This window comes from Streptococcus pseudopneumoniae IS7493 (assembly GCF_000221985.1).
GTDB classification, from domain to species: Bacteria; Bacillota; Bacilli; order Lactobacillales; family Streptococcaceae; genus Streptococcus; species Streptococcus pseudopneumoniae.
Map to the genome: position 1 here is coordinate 2,013,878 of NC_015875.1, position 24,450 is coordinate 2,038,327.

Sequence of the window (24,450 nt, forward strand, 5' to 3'; positions counted from 1 at the left end):
TGATAACTATTCTACCAAAAAAAGCCTCAAATTTGAAGCCTTTTTGTCTGTTTTTAGGTATGATTTTTTAGGGATGTGAGATAAAACGTGCTGTCGGTAAAAGCAAACCCCTACCGATACAACCTAAAAACACTCTTCACAACTATCTCCCCGTGTTTTATTGACTATTCTAGTATAGCACACTTTTAGAATTAAGAAAAGACTTTTTATCTACTTTCTTTCGCTTCTTCTATAGACAAAAATATCATGGGTAAAATAATCAAGGCCATAGCTAGAAGAAGTGACCAATCCACTACCAATCCTAAGAACAAAACACTCAAGAGAGCAGAAGAGAGAGGTTCACTGGCACTGATAACGGAAACCACCAAAGGAGAAACCAAGGACACAGCCTTCATGGAAATAAAAAAAGCAAAAGCCGTCCCAAAGAAAGCGATAATGAGGCAAATCAAGATACTCCAAATATCAAGAGTAAAGGAAAGCTGGTAAACCGGCGAGAGGACATTGCTAAATAAACCGGCCAAAATCATTCCCCACCCGACCGTGGGTACAAAACCATAGCGCTTCGCGAAAGGCTGGGGTAGGATAACATTAAACATAACACCCATGGCACTCAGCAAACCCGTCACAAGTGCTAGTGGTGTCATGGATAATTGAGAGAGATCGCCCTTTGTCGCCATCAGGCCAACACCCAACATGGCAACCAAAACATAAAAAATAGCGCTTTTTGACGCTCGTTTTTGATAAACCAAGCGATTGTAAAAGAGGATAAAGACAGGGCTGATAAACTGTAAAATAGTCGCTGTAGCAGCATTAGAAAATTCTACACAGAGATAGAAAAAATACTGGACTGAGAAAATTCCCAAAATAGCGTAGGCCAAAAAGGGCAGGTAATTTTTCTTATCTCGCCAAATATCTAGCACTTGTGATTTTAATTGCATTGCAGACCAAATGAGCACAAGACTTCCTGCCAGTGTTAAACGCATAGAGGTAATCCAGCCAGAGGACACCTGATAATGAGTAAAGAAATACTCTCCTAAAATCCCACAAATTCCCCAGATTAAGCCAGATAAGAGCGAATAAATGGTTCCTTTAACAATCTTTTTCTGATACTGATTCATACCTTTATTGTAACACGAAAGGAAAAAAGAAAAAAGTGGCAATCAATTGATTAGCCACTTCATTTAGCACAGTTTATAGAACTTATCGTCTCGCCCTTGAAGAAGAAGGTCGTGTAGTACTTGAGTTACTGCTATCGCTAGAACTACTACTTGAACTGCTGGAGCTTGATGGAGTTGGTAGACTCCCCACAATGCTTGACCAAGCATTTTGATAATCCGCATCACTTCCGCCAATAGCAAAGCGATAACTGGTCGTTGGCGCTCCTGCCTTATTAGCCCAATAGCTGGTAACAGTCGAACCTGTGACCTCTACTTCTTTTCCTTCAACAGAAACCTTCCCTGGTTTTTGACCTGTTGATTTCAAGACTTCGGATTTTACGACACTAGGATCTAAAGCGAAGCGCTCGTTCCCCCAAATGCTTGGTGAGGCTTGCTGAATCGCATTTACCAGATGAGCCATGTAATTAGAGTTATTGGAATAACCTGCTCTACGTGACAGTGAATGATTATCATCATGCCCAATCCATCCACCTAGGGTTAATCTAGGTGTCGAAAGCATGAGCCACATATTTTCGTCTTGGTTGGTTGTACCAGTCTTCCCAATCCAATCTGCATTAGCCAGAGTAGGATTTAAAGAAGTCAGATTCGTCTTGAAGGTTGTTGTCACACGAGAGGATAGAACTTCTCGCAACAAGCCCTGCATAATCGTCGCAGTAGCTTTTGAATAGACTTGAACCGGTTTATCCTGATACTCATACACCACTCTACCATCTGCTGCTTCAATCTTTGAAATCACATGCTTCTGATGATAAACTCCGTTATTAGCTAAGGTCTGATAGCCATTGGTATGCTGGGCAACTGTGACTTCAATACCACCACCCATCGGCAGGCTCTCAATACCGTACTCAGGAATCTCGTAACCCATCTTTTCCATATACCCCTTGACATCAACCCCCTTTTCACGAAGCATACGATAGGTCCAGTAAGCAGGGATATTCCATGAATAGTTCAGAGCTTCTCCCAAGGTCATCATTCCTGTTCCCTTGCTATTAGCATACATAATCGGATTACCATTAGCAAAGTTTGTTGGATAGTTAGATAGAATCGTTTCGCTTCCCATCAAGCCCTGGTCAATAGCAATACCGTAGGCCAGCAAGGGCTTGGTAGTAGAAGCTGGCGAACGTTTAGTATCAAAGGCATGATTATTTTGATTTTCTTGATAATTACGACCACCTACAAAGCCTAGAATAGCACCTGTTTGGTTGTCCATCAAGACATTCCCTACTTCTACACGACCTGTTCCATCGTCTAAAAGATAGCCATAATCAGCAACCGCACTTTGCATAGCAGAATGAATTTTCTGATCTATAGTAGTAGTAATCTTATAACCACCATTTTCAATTTCCTTGGCTGCCAAATCGCGATAAAACTTCTGAGTTGCCTCATTTTTCAACTCCTTAGCGGAGACATTGTCTCTCTGAGCTAGATAGTCATACATACGTTCTTGAGCTTCCGCCAAAGTTGTAAAGTATAAATAGTCTCGCGAAATTCCTGTGACCGTGCCCGATGGTAAAAAGTCCTGTTTAAGATCATAATCCTTGTATTGAGAATACTCGTCTTTGCCTAAGGCACCTGTACGATACATACTGTAAAGAACTGCCTTAGCCCGTCTTAAGCCAATTTCTAGGTCTTCATCACTCTTCAACTCCCCAGTATTTTCATAAGGAGAGTAAGTAATGGGACTCTGTGGAAGTCCTGCTAAAAATGCTGCTTGAGGAACCGTCAACTGACTCGCATCTACACCGAAAATCCCCTCGGCTGCCTGCTGAGCTCCTGCAATATTCTGCCCCTTATTATTTCGACCAAAGGGAGCCACATTGAGATAGGTCGTTAAAATCTCATCCTTATTCATGGCACGTTCCAAGGCAAGAGCATCCACAATCTCTGTCGCCTTACGAGCCAAGGTCGGCGCATCCCCAACCACCTGCTGTTTAATTAGTTGCTGGGTCAAGGTTGAACCCCCACTTGAGGAACCCAAACCTACAAATTTCCCCAAGGTCGCACGAATCACCGCCTTCGGCACTACACCCTTATGTTCTTTAAAGTGTTCATCTTCTGTCGCAATGATAGCCTTCTTCAGATTTTCCGAAATTTGCTCAGATGAGATAGAAGTGCGCAACAAATCACTCTCTATGGAAGCAATTACCGTCCCGTCCGCATAGGTAATCTCTGAAATAGAAGAGATGTCCTTGACCTGATTCACCAATTCTTCTGTCTGAGGCACACGTACCTTGTCAAATAAGGCCACTCCGTACCCCAAAGCAATCCCAGCTCCCAACATTCCTCCTAGAAAACCGAGTACAAAGAGTAAGTTAAATAAGGCTTTTATACTCAGTAAAATAGCTGGAAAAATGGCTGGCTTCTCTAAGGATTTAGATTTCTCAGCACTTGAACCTTTCTTGGCCGGCCTAGCTGATTTTTTATGTTTTTGTTTTTGCTGGAAAAATTCCAGCATTTTTCGTTTTAATTCATTTAATTGATTTTGCATGGATTTCCTCACTCTATCTATTATACCACAAAAGGGAAACTTTCAATAAAATAGCCACTTTCTTCCCTATTCTGCTAGGCTATTGCCCAAGTTTGTGATACAATAGGTAGAAACAATAATTTTAAAAAGGAGAAAAGACACATGCACATTTTTGATGAGCTAAAAGAGCGTGGTTTGATTTTTCAAACGACTGATGAAGAAGCTTTGCGTAAAGCCCTAGAAGAAGGTCAAGTTTCTTACTATACTGGCTACGATCCAACTGCTGACAGCCTTCACCTAGGCCACCTTGTCGCAATCTTGACAAGTCGTCGCTTGCAACTAGCAGGTCACAAACCTTATGCGCTCGTTGGCGGTGCTACTGGTCTCATCGGAGATCCGTCCTTCAAAGATGCTGAACGTAGTCTCCAAACAAAAGACACAGTAGATGGCTGGGTCAAGTCTATCCAAGGACAACTTTCTCGTTTTCTTGATTTTGAAAATGGCGAAAACAAGGCTGTCATGGTCAACAACTACGACTGGTTTGGCAGCATCAGCTTCATTGACTTCCTCCGTGATATCGGAAAATACTTCACTGTCAACTACATGATGAGCAAGGAATCTGTGAAAAAACGAATTGAAACAGGAATTTCTTACACTGAGTTCGCTTACCAAATCATGCAAGGTTACGACTTCTTCGTTCTTAACCAAGACCACAACGTAACGCTTCAAATCGGTGGTTCTGACCAGTGGGGAAATATGACAGCTGGTACCGAATTGCTTCGTCGTAAAGCTGACAAGACTGGCCACGTAATCACAGTACCGCTTATCACAGATGCAACTGGTAAGAAATTTGGTAAATCAGAAGGAAATGCCGTCTGGCTTAATCCTGAAAAGACTTCTCCATACGAAATGTACCAATTTTGGATGAACGTTATGGACGCAGACGCTGTTCGCTTCTTGAAGATTTTTACTTTCTTGTCACTTGATGAGATTGAAGACATCCGTAAACAATTTGAAGCAGCTCCACACGAACGCTTGGCACAAAAAGTCTTGGCTCGTGAAGTCGTTACACTTGTTCACGGAGAAGAAGCTTACAAAGAAGCCCTCAACATCACTGAGCAACTCTTTGCAGGAAACATCAAAAACCTTTCTGTCAAAGAGCTCAAACAAGGACTTCGTGGTGTGCCAAACTACCAAGTACAAGTAGATGAAAATCACAATATCGTGGAACTGCTCGTGTCATCTGGTGTGGTTAACTCAAAACGTCAAGCCCGTGAAGATGTCCAAAACGGAGCTATCTACGTAAACGGCGACCGTATCCAAGACCTTGACTATGTCTTGAACGACGCAGATAAGCTTGAGAACGAACTGACTGTTATCCGTCGCGGGAAGAAAAAATACTTTGTACTGACTTACTAAACTGTTCAACATTTACCTATAGAAAAAAGGAGTTGCCCTCGAGAAAGGTAACTCCTTTTTGTTGTTGATAATCACATCTATCTAGCCTTAATAGACAGGCTACGCAGGACTATGCGTAAGGTTGTTAGATTATGTAAGATAGAGAGATTTGAAGGACTGAGCCAATTAAACAAGCCAAAGCCAATCAAACTACTATTTACGACAACGGTATCTTGAATATTCTTCTTGATGAGTGTTTGCAAAGATGATGATAGCCAATCCAACTCTTGGAAGAAATCCAAACGATTATCTAACAATAAGATATCGCTCATCTGCTTAGAAATATCTGCACTCTCATTCATCACCACACCGATATCTGATAGGGTTAGAGCAGCTGAGTCATTCAACCCATCCCCAACCATCAAAATAGTGTGACCTGCTTTCTGCAGTTCCTCTACTAACTCAAATTTCCCATCAGGTTTCAAGTCTGTATAGACCTGATCAAAGGGCAAATCTTTGACTAATTCCTCTGTTCTAACCAAGGTGTCCCCTGTTGCCAGAATCAATTTTTTCCCTTGTGCCTTAAGTTTCTCCAAGGCTGCTTTTGCTTCTTTTCTCAAAGGAGTATGAATACAGAACATTCCAATCAATTCATTCTGATAAGCCAAGAATAAGAGATTGTAGTGACTCTTGTACTCTTCAATTAAAGCATGTTGTTCTGAACTGATATGAATCTGTTCATCCTGCATCAAGACATAATTCCCAATAAGAACTGGTTGCCCATCTATATGAGATTTAATCCCCTTGCTTGCGATATATTGGAGTTTCCCATGCATTTCCTCATGTTCAATCCCCTCTATCTCAGCTTGCTTGACGATGGCATTAGCAATAGGATGATAAATGTGTTCCTCAAGACAGGCACTGATTCTGAGAATATCTTCCTCACTATAGTCTCCAAAAGGTAACACCTTTTCAACTATCGGATAGCTAGTTGTGATTGTTCCCGTCTTATCAAACAAGAAAGTATCAACTTCCAGATATTTCTCCAGAACATCCCCATCCTTAATCACCATTTCACGATTCAACCCCTCCTTGATAGCTGTTAAATAAGCTACAGGAGTAGAGATTTTCAAAGCACAGGAGAAATCGACCAATAGGAAAGAAATAGCCTTAGAAAAAGAACCTGTCAATAGGTAAGTCAGCCCAGCCCCCAAGAAATTATATTTGACGACCTTGTCCGCCATCTTGATGAAATAGCGTTGTTTCGTTTTCTTGTTTTCTTCAGATTTCTTCATCAACTCAATCAGTTGTAAAATCCGGCTGTTCATCTGATTATCGGTTACACGAATGCGTAACTCTCCAGTTTCTAATACTGTATTTGCACAAACCAAATCAGACTCTCTTTTTTCAACTGGAAAACTCTCTCCCGTCAAGGAACTTTCGTTGACCATACCTAAACCTGAAACTACTTGTCCATCAAACAAAATTTCATTTCCTTGAGATAGGACCAAGACATCTCCTATTTGAACATCGGAACTCTTGATACTAACGACCGTATCGCCCTGTACTAAGAATACGTCGCTCTCTTTTGCAAGAAGGCTCTGTTCTAAATCTGTTGCCGTTTTTTTCAAGGACCACTGATCTAAATGATTCCCCAAATCAAGCATAAACATGATATTGCTAGCTGTCTTGGATTGGTTCATAAACAAGGACAATAAAATCGCCGAACAGTCTAAGACTTCCATCGTTAGTTCCTTACGCGCTAGTGTTTGATAGGCTTCTCTAATATAGCCAAAAGCCTGATAACAAGTCCATATATAGCGAATAGGATATGGCACAAAACTACGAAAAAGTATACGCTTAATCGCTGCACCTGAAACAATAGAATAAGCACTCTCTTCTCTACGAATGGGAAGAGTCATCAACTCAGAAACTTTCCCTTTATCAATTCTTTTTAAAAAGGCTTCTGCATTATCTAATACAGAAAAGCCTTCTTTTATACGTAGAGTAAAGTGCTGTTGATCCATGTAAAACTGGATAGACTCAATCCCCTTTTCATCTCTCGCCAAGGAACGAAGATAGTCTTGAATATCCAAGGTGAGTGAAAAAGAAGATGATAGTCGGATATGTTGGTATCCTCTATGTAGCACTTTAAAAGACATATTATTCTCCTATAAGGCTATCTAATTGCTCTTCTTTTTTCTCTTGCTCGTACAAATATTTGGCATCTTGCAAGACATCGTCTCCATGTTGCTTCACAACAGAAACAGATGCGTCTAGCCCGTCTTTCAACTTGTAAGCCTTAGCCAAAGCTTTAGAATAACCTTTTTTAGCTTCCTTACTTGCCAAGATTTTCAAACCAAGGGTACCAAATGCGACACCACCCAAAAATAATGAAGATTTTTTCGCAACTTTTGCAACGGTTAATACTTCTTTTAACATACTTATTTCCTCCTTATCATTATTATATAGCAATTTAGATATAAAAGCAATTTCATTCTATAAATTGGAGAATTAGTTTTATTTCTACTGAATCTCCCATCTACTTATTCCTAAAGTTGCTTTCATTTGCCTCTTTTGATACACTTAAACTATGAATACAAATCTCAAGCCCAAACTTCAGCGTTTTGCTTCTGCGACTGCCTTTGCCTGTCCTATCTGTCAAGAAAATCTGACTCTGTTAGAGACTAGTTTCAAGTGCTGCAACCGTCATTCTTTTGACTTGGCGAAATTTGGCTATGTCAATCTGGCACCTCAAATCAAGCAATCTGCTAACTATGACAAGGAAAATTTTCAAAACCGTCAACAAATCCTAGAAGCCGGCTTTTACCAAGCTATCTTAGATGCTGTATCTGACTTGCTTGCAAGCTCAAAAACAACCACAACAATTTTGGATATCGGTTGTGGTGAAGGATTCTATTCTCGCAAACTACAAGAAAGTCACTCTGAAAAAACTTTCTATGCCTTTGACATCTCCAAAGATTCAGTCCAAATCGCTGCTAAAAGTGAACCCAACTGGGCAGTCAATTGGTTCGTTGGTGACTTGGCTCGTCTTCCTATCAAAGACGCCAGCATGGATATCCTACTAGATATCTTTTCACCTGCCAACTATGGAGAATTTCGTCGCGTTTTATCCAAAGACGGTATCTTGATCAAGGTTATCCCAACTGAAAATCACCTCAAGGAAATCCGTCAGAAGGTACAAGACCAGCTGACAAACAAGGACTATTCCAACCAAAATATCAAAAATCATTTCCAAGAACACTTTACCATCCTATCTAACCAAACTGCCTCTCTGACTAAGACTATCACAGTAGAACAACTCCAAGCCCTACTCAGTATGACTCCTCTCCTCTTTCACGTTGACCAGAGCAAGATTGACTGGAGCCAACTGACAGAGATTACTATTGAGGCTGAGATTCTGGTTGGGAAAGCATTCTAAACTAGACTTCCCAAAGGTATAAAACTTACCGAAAATCTTCAATATTACAAAAACGCATAAGAACAGGTACTCAAACCTTAATCTTATGCGTTTTGTTATGCAAAAATCACTGGAGTTTCTATACACATTAAGAGGAAATAGTTGAAATCAGTTCTTTTAATAACCATTGAATACCATATACTACATTTACCTCAAATATGATATAGGCCGTATAAATCAAGTATTTCGATTTCTCCCGCCTCAAAGAATAAATCTTGTACAAGATAAATAAATTTAAAATAATAAATAATAGAGACAAAATCTTCCTCCAAAATCAATATTAAAAGTAGGCAGTCAGGCATATACCTCATATTTATTTTCGATTCGAGATAACAAACTTATCAATAAATAGCAAGTGATATAAGGCAAGTACAGACCCCCAGAAACTACCTCGAAGAGAGATTTCTTGATGATTGAGAGGAAACAAATCATGGTTACCTATATAGAGGCAGGTCAAAATAACAAATAAAATCCAAAACAAATCCGTCCATTTATATTTTGAAAAATATTTTTTTAACATAAAAACACCTTCTTTCTTTACTACACTTACATTATATGATAAAATGTAAGTGAATACAAATAAAAAGGAGAAAAGCTCATGAAAACTACTAAATTTTTTGCAGTTGCTATTTCTGCAGGTATCTTAACTCTTAGTCTCGCTTCACCGTCTCTTGCCTTTGCGCAAAGTGTGGCACACCCACCAAAATCTCATGATGCAAGACTCCAGACTAAGCGACTTGTTCTTGAAGAAAGTAAAGTTTATAGTTTACAGGATGTATTCAATTCATCTAATTTAAGTGTTGAAGAACAAGAACAAATTACTAAAGATGTTTTAAACTTCGTTGAAATTGAAGGAAATTCAATGGATAGAACTATTATGAGGACTGTTATACGAAGATTAAGTCCTTCAGAAGTTAAAGAGATAGCACTTTCTAGTGATCCAGCTGGGACTCTAGTAGGAATGCTCCCTGGTATAGGTAATGTGTATTCGGCCTTAAAATATTTATCTGACGATATGTATCTTACAGCGGCTAGAAATGGTTGGGGATTGGAATACGTGATTGCTGTAGATAGAGATAACCCAACATCTACAGGAATAAACTTTTATTGGAACTACGTTAAATAAAATTTAAAGAAATTGCCTTATTCAATTAATATTCCTATAAGAAAGCAGATGATTCCAATGTACAAACTATAATTATCAACTCTTAATATCCAACTTAGTTATGAAAGAATGGTAGGTGATTGTCATGAAAAAATACTAGTTACTCTATTATTTAGTTGTTTCGCATTATTTTGTTTGCCTATTTCTGTAAATGCCGACACTAATAATAATCTTGTCATAAAATTCAATGAACTAACATTTACTTCTGGATTATAATATCCCTAATCCAGAAGTAGTATATTCGAAATCAGGATTCAACGAAGTTGCAACTGTTATTGATAGTGATACTGGAAAGGTTGTTGAAACTATTGAATTTATTCCAGATCTCTCTCGATCTACAGTTACTTCACACACATTAAAAAGAAGTGCAACATTTGCTAGAACTACAGTTCAATTAAGTGTAAACATTGAATTATATAATGAGGGTTCTTTCCGTCAGATTAACTCAGTTCAAGGTTATTACTTAGGAATAACAAATTCTATTACAAACACATATATTGAAGGACAAAACGTTGATGTTTGGTCTCCAAAAGGATACCCCACAACAAGTATAAAGTATGCTTATAATGGTACTTTAACAGCAGCTATAAACAGTAGTGGTTCAGCTCAAGTTAAAGCAGAGTTGTTAGGAGCTGGATTTACATTTGGAGGTACTATTGGAGGTACATCATATTATAGAGTTCCATTTAATCAAAACGGAACTATTAGTCTATACAACTATTAGTCTATACTAACTTAGGAGGTAGTCGATATTATGAATGAAAAAAAACGTACATATTTTATTTGTGCAAGTATTATTATTTCATCTATAATTTTAGGACTCTTTATTTATAACGGACTTGACGTTTTGGGTCAATTTATAAACGATGGCCTCAGGGTAATTAATAGTAATAGGTAGTTAATAGAATTTAAATAAAAAAACGGTAATTTAGTGAATGAACTGCACCCCAAAAGTTAGACAGAAAAAATCTAACTTTTGGGGTGTTTTTATTATGAAATTAACTCATGATGATAAAGTTCAGATCTATGAACTTAGAAAACAAGGATATAGCTTAGAGAAGCTTTCAAATAAATTTGGGATAAACAATTCTAATATTAGGTACATGATTAAATTGATTGATCGTTACGGAATAGAGTTCGTCAAAAAAGGAAAAAATCGTTACTATTCTCCTGATTTAAAACAAGAAATGATTCATAAAGTCTTACATGAAGGCTGGACTAAAGATAGAGTTTCTCTTGAATACGGCCTCCCAAGTCGTACGATACTTCTTAATTGACTAGCACAATACAAGAAAAACGGGTATACTATTGTTGAGAAAATAAGAGGGAGAGTACCTAAAATGGGACGTAAGCCAAAAAAGAGACCTGAAGAGAGAACAGAATTAGAACGTCTTCAAGCAGAAAATGAGTACCTGAGAGCGGAGAATGCCATCCTAAAAAAGTTAAGAGAACTCCGATTGAAGGAGGAAAAAGAGAAAGAAGAAAGACAGAAATTGTTCAAGAATTAATGACTGATTTTTCGTTAGATATTCTTCTAAAAGCCATTAAATTAGCTCGTTCGACCTACTACTATCACTTGAAACAGCTAGACAAACTAGATAAGAATCAAGAGCTTAAAGCTGAAATTCAATCCATTTTTATCGAACATAAGGGAAATTATGGTTATCGTCGGATTCATTTAGAACTAAGAAATCGTGGTTATCTGGTAAATCATAAAAGAGTTCAACGCTTGATGAAAGTACTCAATTTACAAGCTAAAATGCGACAGAAACGAAAATATTCTTCTCATAAAGGAGATGTGGGTAAGAAGGCAGAAAATCTCATTCAACGTCAATTTGAAGGCTCTAAAACAATGGAAAAGTGCTACACAGATGTGACAGAATTTGCCATTCCAGCAAGTTCTCAAAAGCTTTACTTATCACCAGTTTTAGATGGCTTTAATAGCGAAATTATCGCCTATAATCTTTCAACTTCACCCAACTTAGAACAAGTAAAAACGATGTTGGAACAGGCCTTCACAGAGAAACGCTACGAGAATACGATTCTCCATAGTGACCAAGGCTGGCAATACCAACACGATTCTTATCATCAGTTTCTTGAAGGTAAGGGAATTCAAGCATCCATGTCACGTAAGGGTAACAGCCCAGACAATGGTATGATGGAGTCCTTCTTTGGCATTCTGAAATCGGAGATGTTTTATGGTTATGAGAAGTCATTTCAGTCGCTTAAGCAATTGGAACAAGCCATTGTAGACTATATTGATTACTACAACAATAAACGAATTAAGGTAAAACTAAAAGGACTCAGTCCTGTACAATACAGAACTAAATCCTTAATCTTATGCGTTTTGTTATGCAAAAATCACTGGAGTTTCCATACATATTAAGTGGAAATAGTTGAAATCAGTTCTTTTAATAACCATTGAATACCATATAGTACATTTACCCCAAATATGATATAGGCCGTATAAATCAAGTATTTCGATTTCTCCCGCCTCAAAGAATAAATCTTGTACAAGATAAACAAATTTAAAATAATAAATAATAGAGACAAAATCTTCCTCCAAAATCAATCATAAAAGTAGCCAGTCAGGCATAGTTCTAATATTTATTTTCGATTCGAGATAACAAACTTATCAATAAATAGCAATTGATATAAGGCAAGTACAGACCCCCAGAAACTACCTCGAAGAGAGATTTCTTGATGATTGAGAGGAAACAAATCATGGTTACCTATATAGAGGCAGGTCAAAATAACAAATAAAATCCAAAATAAATCCGTCCATTTATATTTTGAAAAATATTTTTTTAACATAATAGCATATTTTTTTGACTATAATAACAGTATATGATAAAATGTAAGCAGATACAAATAAAAAGGAGAAAAGCTCATGAACAAATTAATGAAATTTATTTCGGTTTTTTTGACGTCAATTGTGTTAATTGTATCAGCGATTCCAAGTGTTTCAGCTGTATACGCTTCTGAACAAGTATCACAAATTGAAACAAATATGGAACTTCAACCTGTCACTTCTCTAACAGAAGAACAAATCAATACACTTGCAAACGAAATCCAATCTTTTCATCCAGACGTCTCACAACAATGGATCAAAGAAGTAATTAACCGACAATTACAAGGCGATTATACAATCCCACCTACATACTCTCCATTTAGAGCAGCTTGGCAAGGTATTACAGTTAATCAAATGGGTGCTCTATTAGATACTGCAATAGCTTTAGCATTAGGAGGAACTACTGCAGGCCTTGCAAATCTAATTAAAGTAAAAGGAAAACATGTAGCAAAAAGTGCTATTCGTTCAGCAATTTCTAGATATCTAGGTAGTTGGTTTGTAAATGATGTTGCTTTAGAATTCGCTATGAATTTATTATCACCGGGGACTTATTTAGCACAATTATGGGATAAAAATGATGCCATTCCTAACAACGGAAGGATTAACTTTTAATCATGAGATATACAATAAAATTAATTGGGTATAACGTATTTTCGTTGTTTATATTCTTTATCTTATCAATGTTGTTTAAAGTTCCCTTTAGGTGGTGGATCAGCATTGCAATGACGACTTCGTCGTACATTGTATATAATTACTTAAAGAAAAAGAGAGAAAAGGAATGATCTTATACCAGATCATTCCTTTTCTGCTTTCTGTAAATCCCTCGGAGTGTGTTTGGCGCTTTGATACGAAGTGTCAAAGCTGTATAAACGTTACTATTTCCAAAAAAGTAACAGAAAATTCCTGCTTTGTAGGACTGCTTTGGGTGAGTAATAGACATGTCGACTCACCCTATCTCCTGATGGCGAAAAGAATTTAGCAATGATGCAAGTTGTTCTGAACTCGAGAAAAAACATGCCGAAATCGAAGAAAAGCGTGCAGAACTTGAAGCGAAGAAGCAAGAAATGTTGAAGCGCTTGGATAAATAGAATTTAGAAAACAGAAAAAACTAAAAAGAATGTAGGGTTTATTTCCCTACATTCTTAAAATAACTTAGTACATAAATGACAATGCTGCCACTGCCGTCAATATTGCAAAAACTATTTTCCAAATTTTTTTATTTTTTCCAAAAATCTTATCAGGTAACAAGCTTATTACAAGAAAGGCAATAAACAACACCAATTTAAGTGTGTATATCATAAAAACACCTTCTTTCCTACAATTATATTATAATACTTTATGTAAGCGAATACAAGAGATATGAGGTAACCAACTACGAAAAAATATAAGGCTGAAGACAGTAAAAACCAGCATTTAAAGCCTTCACTGTATCTAGGATTTCCCTATTTTTAGACAAGATTGACCCAAATCTACATCATTAAAAAAGCGAATTTCAATCGAAACTCGCTTTTTTACAAAATGTATTCGTATAAATTTGTATCTTAGTTCAAGTGCCAGATATCTTCGTTGTACTGAGCGATTGTACGGTCAGATGAGAAGAATCCTGCTTTAGAAATGTTAACAATGACTTTATCCAACCATGCGTCACGGTCTTCGTAGTCAGCCAACATTTGCTCTTTCACTTTGATGTAATCTTCTAAGTCAAGAAGAGTCATGAACCAGTCTTTGTTGATCAATTCATTGTAAAGACGTTCCAAGCGCTCTTTGTTTCCAGCTGCAAGAACTGCATCGCTAACGATGAAGTCAACCAATGGTTTGATAGCTTTACGAGCGTAGAATTCGCTTGATTTGTAAGCTGCTTTTGCGTAAAGGTCGATAACAGTTTCTGAATCTTCACCAAAGATGTAGATGTTTTCGTCACCAACCAACTCAGCGATTTCCACGTTAGCTCCGTCCATAGTACCAAGAGTCAAAGCTCCGTTCAACATGAATTTCATGTTACCAGTACCTGAAGCTTCTTTAGAAGCAAGTGAGATTTGTTCTGAGATGTCACATGCTGGGATAAGGAAGCTTGCTGCAGTAACGTTGTAGTTTTCAACCATAACTACTTGCAAGTGTGGAGCTACTGCTGGATCGTTAGCAATAACTTCTGACATGCAAAGAATCAAGTGGATGATGTCTTGAGCGATTGTGTAGGCTGGAGCTGCTTTACCACCAAAGAAGATTGTGATTGGACGAGCAGGGATGTTACCAGCTTTGATGTCAAGGTATTTGTGGATTACGTACAAGGCATTCATTTGTTGGCGTTTGTACTCGTGAAGACGTTTGATTTGGATATCAAAGATAGAGTTTGGATTGATTTCCACACCTTGGTGTTCTTTCAAGTGACGTGCCAATTTACGTTTGTTGTGAGCCTTGATGCTTTCCAATTTTTCTTTGACAGCTGCTTTGTCTTCATAAGACAAGAGTTTTTCAAGCTCATCTGCTTCATGGTGCCAACCATCTCCAAGAATCTCATCCAAGTAGTGAGACAATCTTGGGTTAGCATGCATGAGCCAACGACGGAAAGTGATACCGTTTGTTTTGTTGTTGAATTTTTCTGGGTAAAGGTCGTAGAAGGCTTTCAACTCAGAATTTTTCAAGATTTCAGTGTGAAGTGCTGCAACCCCGTTAACGCTGTATCCGTAGTGGATATCCATATGAGCCATGTGAACACGTCCGCTCTCATCGATGATTTGAACAGCTGGATCTTTGTATTCTGCTTTCACGCGACGGTCCAATTCTTCGATGATTGGTACCAAGTGAGGAACCACTTCTTGCAAGAATTCAAGAGGCCATTTTTCAAGCGCTTCAGCAAGGATTGTGTGGTTAGTGTAGGCAGTCATGCTACGAACGATTGAGATTGCTTCGTCAAGCTCGATACCACGTGCAGTCAAAAGACGGATCAATTCAGGGATCACCATTGATGGGTGAGTATCGTTGATTTGGACAACTGCGTAGTCAGCAAGGTCATGCAAGTTGCTTCCTTTTTCGATTGCTTCGTCGATGATCAATTGCGCACCGTTTGAAACCATGAAGTATTGTTGGAAGATACGGAGCAATTCACCTTGACGGTCACTATCATCTGGGTAAAGGAAGAGAGTCAAGTTGCGAGCGATATCTGTCTTGTCAAAGTTGATACCATCTTTAATAATAGAAGAATCAACTGAATCCAAGTCAAACAAACGCAAGCGGTTCTTCGTTTCTGTCTTGTAACCAGGAACATCAATATCATAAAGAGTTGATGTCAAAGTAAAGTCTGCAAATGGTACTTGGTAGCTACGGCTTGAGCGAACCAACCAGTTTTGCTCTGTCAACCATGCGTTTGGAATTGTTTCTTGTTGGTTGTTTTTAAGAACTTGTTGGAAAAGACCAAAGTGGTAGTTCAGACCAACACCGTCACCATTCAAACCAAGAGTCGCAATTGAGTCGATAAAGCAGGCAGCCAAACGTCCCAAACCACCATTACCAAGAGATGGTTCCAATTCAACTTCTTCAACTTCGATCAAGTCTTTACCTGCAGCTGCAAGTTCTTTTTTGACATCGTCGTAAAGACCAAGGTTAATCAAGTTGTTTGACAAGAGTTTACCAATCAAGAACTCAGCTGAGATGTAGTAAACTTTTTTCTTACCAGTGTTAACTGGTTTTTGGCTACTTGCAAGCTTGCTGTAGTTAAGAAGAGCAAGGTAAAGCTCTTCATTGCTACATTCTGCAATGGTTTTATTGTAACGATTTTGTACAAATTCTTGTAGTGATAACATGTTTAAGATGTCTCCTGATATTGTATTATTTCTTTAATTCTACCAAATTTTCATTTATTCGGCGATAGATTGTTGTTAAGTCAAGCAAACCTTCCTCAACAGCTGGTGTCAATTGCTCTTCAGTCATACGCCAAGACCAGTTTCCACCAAGGGTAGATGGGAAGTTCATACGAGCCGCCTCATCCAATTCTAGCAAATCTTGCATAGTTGCAATTGCCATGAAGCTAACTGATGAAAAGACTGTACGAAGCATAGCATGTGGAACTGTTTCGTATTCTTTACGGTTCGTGTAACGAGCCATGTACTCACGAGTCGCATCATCAATCTCGTTACGGTACCAACCAAGAACCGTATTGTTATCGTGTGTTCCTGTGTACATAACTGAGTTAGCAGGTGCCAAGTGTGGGCTATCAATGCTTTCGTCTTCTGGGTTGAAGGCAAATTGAAGAATCTTCATTCCTGGGAAGCCAGTACGTTCACGCAACTCAATAACTTCATCTGTCATGAAGCCAAGGTCTTCTGCGATGATGTTTAGCTCACCAAGTTCTTCCTTAACGGCTGCAAAAAGCTTGTAGCCAGGACCTTTCACCCACTCACCAGGTGCTGCTGTATCAGAACCAGCAGGGATTTCCCAGTAAGATTCGAAACCACGGAAGTGGTCAATACGAACGATGTCGTAGATTTTGAAGCTTTCACGCAAGCGTTCAATCCACCATTTGTAACCGTCTTTATCCATTGCTTCCCAGTCATAGATTGGGTTACCCCAAAGCTGACCAGTTGCAGAAAACTCATCTGGCGGGCATCCTGCGATGCAAGTTGCTTTACCGTTGACATCTGTCTTGAAGAGATGTGGATTTGCCCACATATCGCTTGAATCTTCTGCTACGTAGATTGGCATGTCCCCAACGATTTCGATGTGGTTGTCGTTAGCGTAAGCTTTCAATTTCAACCATTGTTGGAAGAAGAAATATTGAGTCACACGGTGGTAAACCAACTTGTCTGCCAATTGCTCACGGTAGCTTTCAAGTGATGAAGCTTTACGAGCACGAGCATCTGCATCTGGCCATTCTGTCCAAGCAAGATTGTCAAAATGCTCTTTGATAGCCATATACTCAGCAAAGAGCTCAAGCCATGATTGGTTATCTTGAGCAAATTTCTCAAAATCTTTAACATCTCCGACTTCAAAGAAACGTTTCACAGCTTTTTCTAAAAGAGGACGACGTGCATAGTAGATTTTAGCATAGTCAACTTCAGACGCATCGCTACCAAAGTCAACTCCTTCAAGGTCACTGGCTTCCAACAAACCTTGCTCCATCAAGATATCTAAATCGATAAAATGAGTGTTTCCTGCGAAGGCTGAGAAAGATTGGTAAGGAGAATCCCCGTAACTAGTTGTTCCTAATGGAAGGATTTGCCAGTAACGTTGTTTTGTACGAACCAAGAAATCAACGAAGTCGTAAGCACTTTGACCAAATGATCCGATTCCGTAAGCTCCTGGAAGAGAAGAGATGTGCATCAACACACCACTTTGACGTTTTTTCATAATAGCACCTCATGTGTTAAAATTAATGGAACGTTGCGTATTTTTGCAGACGCAAACGTTTGCGCTACTTATAAGTATACTCCTTTTCAAGCATAATTGCAAGCGTTTTTAAAAAACTTTTTTGATTATTTTTAAGGAGATTAACCCATTTTAGCAAAGATAACTTATACTCAATGAAAATCAAAGAGCAAACTAGGAAACTAGCCGCAGGCTGTACTTGAGTACGGCAAGGCGACGTTAACGCGGTTTGAATTTGATTTTCGAAGAGTATTAAAACTATCTAATCCTAAAATTTGACTCTCACAGAATCCGTCTACAAACTGCAAATCCTCCCCTAGAAAACTTGAATTTAGATGCAAGGAGGCACAAAGGTCTATAGAAAATAGATAGGAATTAGAAACAGGGAGGTAGCCCCTCCTGATTTCCTTCTTTAGATAGATTACATCTATTTTTTATTAAAAATACTGTATTCTTATCTATTTCACACTTTTCTTCTATTAAAAAGCAAAATCATGCTATCAAATCAAGCTTAAAAATTTTTTAAAATTTTTGTCAAAAACACTTGCAACCGTTTTCTATTTGTGCTATACTAAGGTCATAAAGGAAAACGTTTGCGTTTCCTTATCAATAAAACTTGTTATTCTTTAGGAGGAATACACTATGTCATCTAAATTCATGAAGAGCGCTGCGGTGCTTGGAACTGCTACACTTGCTAGCTTGCTCTTGGTAGCTTGCGGAAGCAAAACTGCTGATAAGCCTGCTGAGTCTGGTTCATCTGAAGCGAAAGAAATCACTCTTTACGTTGAGGACCAATACAAAGCTTATGCTGAAACAGTTGCTAAAGCTTATAAAGAGCAATCAGGCACAACAGTTAACATCAAATCTGGTGACCAACTTGGTGGGCTTGACAAACTTTCTCTTGACAACCAATCTGGTCAAGCTGCTGACGTTATGATGGCTCCATACGACCGTGTGGGTAGCCTTGGTTCTGACGGACAACTTTCAGAAGTGAAATTGAGCGATGGTGCTAAAACAGAAGATACAACTAAATCTCTTGTAACCGCTGCTGACGGTAAAGTTTACGGTGCTCCTGCCGTTATCGAGTCACTTGTTATGTACTACAACAAAGACTTGGTAAAAGACGCTCCCAAAACATTTGCTGACTTGGAAAACCTTGCTAAAGATAGCAAATATGCCTTCGCTGGAGAAGATGGAAAAACTTCTGCCTTCCTAGCTGACTGGACAAACTTCTACTATGCATACGGACTTCTTGCTGGTAACGGCGCTTACGTATTCGGACAAAACGGTAAAGACCCTAAAGACATCGGTCTTGCAAACGACGGTTCTATCGCAGGTATCAACTACGCTAAATCTTGGTACGAAAAATGGCCTAAAGGTATGCAAGATGGTACAGCTGCTGGAAACCTAATCCAAACTCAATTCCAAGAAGGTAAAACAGCTGCTATCATTGATGGGCCTTGGAAAGCTCAAGCCCTCAAAGATGCTAAAGTAAACTACGGTGTTGCGACTATCCCAACTCTTCCAAATGGAAAAGAATATGCTGCATTCGGTGGTGGTAAAGCTTGGATCATTCCTTCAAGTACTAAGAACCTTGAAGGCGCACAGAAATTTGTAGACTTCCTTGTTTCAACTGAACAACAAAAAGCTTTCTACGATGCAACTAACGAAATCCCAGCTAATACTGAAGCTCGTTCATACGCTGAAGGTAAAAACGATGAGTTGACAACAGCTGTTATCAAACAATTCAAGAACGCTCAACCAATTCCAAACATCTCTCAAATGTCTGCAGTTTGGGAACCAGCTGCTAACATGCTCTTTGATACTGTAAGTGGTCAAAAAGATGCTAAAACAGCTGCTAACGACGCTGTAACATTGATCAAAGAAACAATCAAACAAAAATTTGGTGAATAAAAAATTTGTTCAAGGGGGGTGGAATTCAAATCCCCCTTTGAATTTATCAATAGAGACACAAATAATTTAGCTTTCTTATAAAAAAAGTAGTATCCTATGAAAGGAGTTATTATGGAAAAGCAACAACCTAGTAAAGCAGCCCTGCTGTCTATCATTCCTGGGTTAGGACAGATTTACAATAAACAAAAAGCCAAAGGTTTTATCTTCCTTGGTGTAACCATCGTATTTGTCCTTTATTTCCTAGCACTTGCAGCACCTGAATTGAGCAATCTCATCACTCTTGGTGACAAGCCCGGTCGTGATAATTCCCTCTTTATGCTGATTCGTGGTGCCTTCCATTTAATCTTTGTAGTCGTTTATGTACTCTTTTATTTCTCAAATATCAAAGATGCATATACGATTGCAAAACGCATTAACAATGGAATTCCAGTTCCACGTACCCTCAAAGACATGATCAAAGGGATTTATGAAAATGGTTTCCCTTATCTCTTGATTATTCCATCTTATGTTGCCATGACCTTCGCGATTATCTTCCCAGTTATCGTAACCTTGATGATCGCCTTTACCAACTATGACTTCCAACACTTACCACCAAACAAATTGTTGGACTGGGTTGGTTTGACAAACTTTAGTAATATCTGGAGTTTGAGTACCTTCCGTTCTGCCTTTGGTTCTGTTCTTTCTTGGACCATCATCTGGGCTTTGGCAGCCTCAACTTTACAGATTGTGATTGGTATCTTCACAGCTATCATTGCTAACCAACCATTTATCAAAGGAAAACGTATCTTTGGTGTTATTTTCCTTCTTCCTTGGGCTGTCCCAGCCTTCATCACTATCTTGACATTCTCAAACATGTTTAACGATAGTGTCGGAGCTATCAACACCCAAGTATTGCCAATCTTGGCTAAATTCCTTCCTTTCCTTGATGGCGCTCTTATTCCCTGGAAAACAGACCCAACTTGGACTAAGATTGCCTTGATTATGATGCAAGGTTGGCTTGGATTCCCATACATCTACGTTCTGACCTTGGGTATCTTGCAATCTATTCCTAACGACCTTTACGAAGCAGCTTATATTGACGGTGCCAATGCTTGGCAAAAATTCCGCAACATCACTTTCCCAATGATCTTGGCTGTTGCGGCACCTACTTTGATTAGCCAATACACCTTCAACTTTAACAACTTCTCTATCATGTACCTCTTCAACGCTGGAGGACCTGGTAGTGTCGGTGGTGGAGCTGGTTCAACCGATATCTTGATTTCATGGATTTACCGTTTGACAACAGGTACATCTCCTCAATACTCAATGGCGGCAGCTGTCACCTTGATTATCTCTATCATTGTCATCTCAATCTCTATGATCGCATTCAAGAAACTACACGCATTTGATATGGAGGACGTCTAAGATGAATAACTCAATTAAACTCAAACGTAGACTGACTCAAAGCCTTACATACCTTTACCTGATTGGTCTATCAATTGTCATTATCTATCCACTTTTGATTACCATTATGTCAGCCTTCAAGACTGGTAACGTAGTAGCCTTTAAACTAGACAGCAACGTCGACTTTAGTTTTGCTAACTTCCAAGGCCTCTTCACTGAAACCTTGTACGGTACTTGGTACCTCAACACCTTGATCATTGCCTTGATTACCATGGCTGTTCAAACAAGTATCATCGTACTTGCTGGTTATGCCTACAGCCGTTACAACTTCTTGGCTCGTAAACAAAGTTTGGTCTTCTTCTTGATCATCCAAATGGTGCCAACTATGGCCGCTTTGACAGCCTTCTTCGTTATGGCGCTTATGTTGAACGCCCTTAACCACAGCTGGTTCCTCATCTTCCTCTACGTTGGTGGTGGTATCCCGATGAATACTTGGCTCATGAAAGGCTACTTCGATACAGTGCCAATGTCTTTAGACGAATCTGCAAAACTAGACGGTGCAGGACACTTCCGCCGCTTCTGGCAAATTGTTCTTCCACTTGTTCGCCCAATGGTTGCCGTACAAGCTCTCTGGGCCTTCATGGGACCTTTCGGGGACTACATCCTCTCTAGTTTCTTGCTTCGTGAGAAAGAATACTTTACTGTTGCCGTAGGTCTCCAAACCTTCGTTAACAATGCGAAAAACATGAAGATTGCCTACTTCTCAGCAGGTGCTATCCTCATCGCCCTTCCAATCTGTATTCTCTTCTTCTTCCTACAAAAGAACTTTGTTTCAGGACTTACAAGTGGTGGCGACAAGGGATAATTTATCCCCGCCACCCTTTTTCATTTTATACTCTTCGAAAATCTCTTCAAACCACGTCAGCTTCCATCTGCAACCTCAAAGTTGTGCTTTGAGCAACCTGCGACTAGCTTCCTAGTTTGTACTTTGATTTTCATTGACTATTAGCTATTGTCACTGTAAATAATATCCTTACAACAAGCAATTTTTCTCCTAGACTTGAAATAAAGCGAATTTAACTATATAATACTCATATAGAAAACACCTTTTAGAAAGATACCCATGCTTCCATATCCATTTTCCTATTTTTCAAGTATTTGGGGATTTCGTAAGCCCCTGTCCAAACGTTTCGGGCTCAACTGGTTTCAACTACTCTTTACCAGTATCTTCCTTATCAGCTTGTCTATGGTACCCATTGCCATCCAAAACAGCTCCCAGGAGACCTATCCGCTAGAAACTTTTATCGATAATGTCTATGAACCTCTGACAGATGAGGTTGTCCAGGATCTCTCTGAACATGCTACAATTGTCGATGGCAACTTAACTTATACAGGAACTGCCAATCAAGCCCCTTCTCTTGTGATTGGTCCAAGCCAAAGCAAGGAATTACCTAAAGACTTGCAACTGCATTTCGATACAAATGAGCTAGTCATCAGCAAGGAAAGCAAGGAACTGACCCGCATCTCTTACCGAGCCATTCAGACTGAGAGTTTCAAAATCAAAGACAGCTTGACCCAAGCAATTTCTAAAGACTGGTACCAGCAGAATCGTGTCTATATCAGTCTCTTCCTAGTTCTCGGTGCCAGCTTCCTCTTTGGTTTGAATTTCTTTATCGTCTCTCTAGGAGCTAGTCTTCTCCTTTATATCACTAAGAAATCACGCCTCTTTTCATTTAGGACCTTTAAAGAGTGCTACCATTTTATCTTGAACTGTTTAGGATTGCCGACTCTGATTACACTTATTTTGGGATTATTTGGCCAAAATATGACAACCCTGATTACTGTACAAAATATTCTTTTTGTTCTGTATCTGGTCACTATCTTTTATAAAACACATTTCCGTGATCCAAATTACCATAAATAGGAGATTTTTATGCCCGTTACGATTAAAGACGTGGCCAAGGCTGCTGGTGTTTCGCCTTCAACCGTAACCCGTGTTATTCAAAATAAATCAACCATTAGCGACGAAACAAAAAAACGCGTTCGCAAGGCTATGAAGGAGCTCAATTACCACCCCAACCTCAACGCTCGTAGCTTGGTAAGCAGCTACACTCAGGTGATTGGTTTGGTTCTTCCTGATGACTCAGACGCCTTCTACCAGAATCCTTTCTTTCCATCGGTTCTACGTGGCATCTCTCAAGTCGCATCTGAAAACCACTATGCCATTCAGATAGCAACAGGAAAAGATGAAAAGGAGCGTCTCAACGCTATTTCACAAATGGTCTATGGCAAGCGTGTAGATGGGCTAATCTTTCTCTATGCCCAAGAAGAAGATCCCCTCGTCAAACTCGTAGCAGAAGAACAGTTCCCCTTCCTTATTTTAGGTAAATCTCTATCTCCTTTCATCCCACTTGTCGACAACGACAATGTTCAAGCTGGTTTTGATGCGACTGAATATTTCATCAAAAAAGGCTGCAAATGCATTGCCTTTATCGGAGGAAGTAAAAAGCTCTTCGTGACCAAAGACCGTTTAACAGGCTATGAACAGGCGCTTAAGCATTACAAACTGATCACTGACAACAATCGCATCTACTTTGCCGACGAGTTTCTGGAAGAAAAGGGCTATAAATTTAGCAAGCGATTATTCAAGCACGATCCACAAATTGATGCTATCATCACAACCGATAGCCTCCTAGCTGAAGGTGTTTGTAACTATATTGCCAAACACCAGCTGAATGTCCCTGTTCTCAGCTTTGACTCGGTTAATCCCAAGCTCAACTTGGCAGCCTATGTCGATATCAATAGCCTAGAACTTGGTCAAACATCATTTGAAACGATTCTTCAGATTATCAACGATGCTAAAAGCAATAAACAAATTTGTTACCGCCAGTTGATTGCCCATAAAATTATAGAAAAATAAGAGACTGGGCAAAAAGTTGTTAAAAGCAAAAACGCATACTATCAGGTATTGAAAAAACTTGATACTATGCGTTTTAATGTGGGAAGATTTACTTTTTTTCTTCTGAAATTGAGTTGTTACCCAAGATCTTTTTATACTCAATGAAAATCAAAGTGCAAACTAGGAAGCTAGCCGCAGGTTGCTCAAAACACTGTTTTGAGGTTGTGGATAGAACTGACGAAGTCAGCTCAAAACATGGTTTTGAGGTTGTAGATGAAACTGACGAAGTCAGTAACCATACCTACGGCAAGGTGAAGCTGACGTGGTTTGAAGAGATTTTCGAAAAGTATTAA

General features: G+C 39.0%; 18 protein-coding genes and 1 pseudogene. 11 read left to right on the forward strand and 8 right to left on the reverse strand.

The window, feature by feature from the left end:
- Positions 1-206 precede the first annotated feature (206 nt).
- Entirely contained in the window at positions 207-1,118 is a 912-nt protein-coding gene (locus SPPN_RS10510) for a DMT family transporter (protein ID WP_001077843.1), read from the reverse strand.
- Positions 1,119-1,200: 82 nt separating this feature from the next.
- Positions 1,201-3,666, reverse strand: a complete 2,466-nt coding sequence (pbp1b, locus tag SPPN_RS10515; RefSeq protein ID WP_001180945.1) for a penicillin-binding protein PBP1B — start codon at positions 3,664-3,666, stop codon at positions 1,201-1,203.
- A 141-nt stretch (positions 3,667-3,807) separates the two neighbouring features.
- Here pbp1b and tyrS point away from each other — a divergent pair, with 141 nt between their 5' ends.
- Positions 3,808-5,064 (forward strand): tyrosine--tRNA ligase, encoded by a 1,257-nt coding sequence (gene tyrS / locus SPPN_RS10520; protein ID WP_000546889.1) that lies wholly within the window; start codon positions 3,808-3,810, stop codon positions 5,062-5,064.
- 77 nt (positions 5,065-5,141) lie between these two features.
- Here tyrS and SPPN_RS10525 read toward each other — a convergent pair whose 3' ends face one another.
- Together SPPN_RS10525 and SPPN_RS10530 are read right to left on the reverse strand one after the other, a co-directional pair.
- Positions 5,142-7,205 carry a heavy metal translocating P-type ATPase gene (locus SPPN_RS10525; protein WP_000008768.1) on the reverse strand — a complete coding sequence of 688 codons (2,064 nt, stop codon included), beginning with the start codon at positions 7,203-7,205 and terminating at the stop codon, positions 5,142-5,144.
- A gap of 1 nt (position 7,206) precedes the next feature.
- Entirely contained in the window at positions 7,207-7,485 is a 279-nt protein-coding gene (locus SPPN_RS10530; protein ID WP_000910910.1) for a DUF6110 family protein, read from the reverse strand.
- Positions 7,486-7,636: 151 nt separating this feature from the next.
- Here SPPN_RS10530 and SPPN_RS10535 point away from each other — a divergent pair, with 151 nt between their 5' ends.
- The gene (locus SPPN_RS10535) at positions 7,637-8,485 is read left to right on the forward strand and encodes a putative RNA methyltransferase (protein WP_001095519.1); all 849 of its coding nucleotides are present in this window, start codon (positions 7,637-7,639) and stop codon (positions 8,483-8,485) included.
- 352 nt (positions 8,486-8,837) lie between these two features.
- Here the strand turns inward: SPPN_RS10535 and SPPN_RS14085 are convergent, their stop codons facing one another.
- Positions 8,838-9,044: a hypothetical protein gene (locus tag SPPN_RS14085; protein ID WP_000915300.1), complete on the reverse strand. Its 207-nt coding sequence runs from the start codon at positions 9,042-9,044 to the stop codon at positions 8,838-8,840.
- A 78-nt stretch (positions 9,045-9,122) separates the two neighbouring features.
- Here SPPN_RS14085 and SPPN_RS10550 point away from each other — a divergent pair, with 78 nt between their 5' ends.
- The gene (locus SPPN_RS10550) at positions 9,123-9,650 is read left to right on the forward strand and encodes a DUF4148 domain-containing protein (RefSeq protein ID WP_000858870.1); all 528 of its coding nucleotides are present in this window, start codon (positions 9,123-9,125) and stop codon (positions 9,648-9,650) included.
- Between the two features lie 1,031 nt (positions 9,651-10,681).
- Positions 10,682-12,075: pseudogene (locus SPPN_RS12475) on the forward strand (IS3 family transposase).
- A 221-nt stretch (positions 12,076-12,296) separates the two neighbouring features.
- Here SPPN_RS12475 and SPPN_RS14365 read toward each other — a convergent pair.
- Positions 12,297-12,503 carry a hypothetical protein gene (locus SPPN_RS14365; protein ID WP_078934242.1) on the reverse strand — a complete coding sequence of 69 codons (207 nt, stop codon included), beginning with the start codon at positions 12,501-12,503 and terminating at the stop codon, positions 12,297-12,299.
- 76 nt (positions 12,504-12,579) lie between these two features.
- On the opposite strand from SPPN_RS14365, the gene SPPN_RS10570 reads away from it, so the two are divergent.
- On the forward strand, positions 12,580-13,152 hold the full coding sequence (locus SPPN_RS10570) for a hypothetical protein (RefSeq protein WP_001037919.1): 573 nt from the start codon (positions 12,580-12,582) through the stop codon (positions 13,150-13,152).
- Positions 13,153-14,081: 929 nt separating this feature from the next.
- Here SPPN_RS10570 and glgP read toward each other — a convergent pair.
- Both glgP and malQ read right to left on the reverse strand, forming a co-directional pair.
- Positions 14,082-16,340, reverse strand: a complete 2,259-nt coding sequence (gene glgP, locus SPPN_RS10580; protein ID WP_000950146.1) for a glycogen/starch/alpha-glucan family phosphorylase — start codon at positions 16,338-16,340, stop codon at positions 14,082-14,084.
- Positions 16,341-16,365: 25 nt separating this feature from the next.
- A complete protein-coding gene (malQ, locus tag SPPN_RS10585) occupies positions 16,366-17,883 on the reverse strand; it encodes a 4-alpha-glucanotransferase (protein ID WP_000747298.1) in 1,518 nt (505 codons plus the stop codon).
- A gap of 660 nt (positions 17,884-18,543) precedes the next feature.
- On the opposite strand from malQ, the gene SPPN_RS10590 reads away from it, so the two are divergent.
- The 6 genes from SPPN_RS10590 (at position 18,544) to SPPN_RS10615 (ending at position 24,450) form a co-directional block, all read left to right on the forward strand.
- Positions 18,544-19,815: an extracellular solute-binding protein gene (locus SPPN_RS10590; RefSeq protein ID WP_000095469.1), complete on the forward strand. Its 1,272-nt coding sequence runs from the start codon at positions 18,544-18,546 to the stop codon at positions 19,813-19,815.
- Between the two features lie 111 nt (positions 19,816-19,926).
- On the forward strand, positions 19,927-21,219 hold the full coding sequence (locus tag SPPN_RS10595; protein ID WP_000414964.1) for a sugar ABC transporter permease: 1,293 nt from the start codon (positions 19,927-19,929) through the stop codon (positions 21,217-21,219).
- Between the two features lies 1 nt (position 21,220).
- A complete protein-coding gene (locus tag SPPN_RS10600) occupies positions 21,221-22,063 on the forward strand; it encodes a sugar ABC transporter permease (protein ID WP_001065638.1) in 843 nt (280 codons plus the stop codon).
- 258 nt (positions 22,064-22,321) lie between these two features.
- Positions 22,322-23,122 (forward strand): DUF1189 domain-containing protein, encoded by an 801-nt coding sequence (locus SPPN_RS10605; protein ID WP_000938253.1) that lies wholly within the window; start codon positions 22,322-22,324, stop codon positions 23,120-23,122.
- Positions 23,123-23,131: 9 nt separating this feature from the next.
- A complete protein-coding gene (locus tag SPPN_RS10610) occupies positions 23,132-24,118 on the forward strand; it encodes a LacI family DNA-binding transcriptional regulator (RefSeq protein WP_001145437.1) in 987 nt (328 codons plus the stop codon).
- Between the two features lie 140 nt (positions 24,119-24,258).
- Positions 24,259-24,450 carry a hypothetical protein gene (locus SPPN_RS10615; protein ID WP_000695831.1) on the forward strand — a complete coding sequence of 64 codons (192 nt, stop codon included), beginning with the start codon at positions 24,259-24,261 and terminating at the stop codon, positions 24,448-24,450.